The sequence below is a fragment of the Acetobacterium tundrae genome, from assembly GCF_008086615.1.
GTDB classification, from domain to species: Bacteria; Bacillota; Clostridia; order Eubacteriales; family Eubacteriaceae; genus Acetobacterium; species Acetobacterium tundrae.
This window is the reverse complement of the sequence record NZ_RXYB01000059.1, coordinates 1-943: the sequence shown is the minus strand read 5'-3', so window position 1 is coordinate 943 and position 943 is coordinate 1. Positions and strand designations below refer to the sequence as shown.

General features: G+C 43.7%; 1 protein-coding gene. It reads left to right on the top strand.

Annotated features, from left to right (window positions below):
- Positions 1-915 (top strand): InlB B-repeat-containing protein (locus FZC40_RS16945; RefSeq protein WP_148606516.1); only part of this gene is annotated, 915 nt, incomplete at its 5' end.
- Positions 916-943 lie beyond the last annotated feature (28 nt).

The following is a 943-nucleotide window of genomic DNA, read 5'->3' as shown; positions in this document are numbered from 1 at the left end:
TATACTTTTGAAGGATGGAATGTCAGCGGCGCAACGGCAGTCGATGGGCAGTTTACAATGCCGGGAAACACTGTGAATATCACGGCCAACTGGAAAGCGAATCAATATGACTTAAATATTACCTATCAATATGCATCAGGCCAGGAAGGCGATCTTGCCGCCCTGCCAGCCGCTGTTAATGAAAAAATTAACTTTGGTGAAAGCTTCAGTAAAACCAGTGGTTCTATTCCGGGTTATAATGCCAATCCAATTGTAGTCAGTGGCACCATGGGTGCTAATGGTTACAGTGCTGTGGTTATTTACAGCAAGGCAGACAGCCAATGGAATAACATCAACTACATCACAGGAGGTGACACTGTCACCAATATGCCTGGTAATCTAACGAATATTTTAGTTGGAACGCCAGAGACCGTATCAACCCTGACACCAGTCCGAGATGGTTATACCTTTAGCGGATGGGTAGTCAGCGGAGTAACTGCGACAGATGGGAAATTCACCATGCCGGCGAATGATGTTAACATCACAGCCACTTGGACAGCAATACCAGTTGCACCAGTTACGCCAGCGACACCAGTTACTCCAGTAGCAATTGCAGCAGTACCGGCAGCGGTTGGATTAACAACCATTGCTGCTACAGCGACGCCACTTGCAGCAGCAGCACCGGCAGCGGTTGGATTAACAACCATTGCTGATACAGCGACACCACTTGCAGCGGGAAATACAACAACCATTGATGATCAAAAAACACCACTAGCAAGCACTGAACTGGATGAACACAAATGTTGTATTCTTCATTTCTTAATTCTTTTACTCGCTTTATTAATCTTGATTTTTTACACAAGAAGCATGAAAAAACGACAGGCGCACATCTTTGAATTAAGAGAAAAGATCGCAGAAAATGATCATAGAAATTAAGAAAGAAATAAAATTAAAAGGAGAAAAT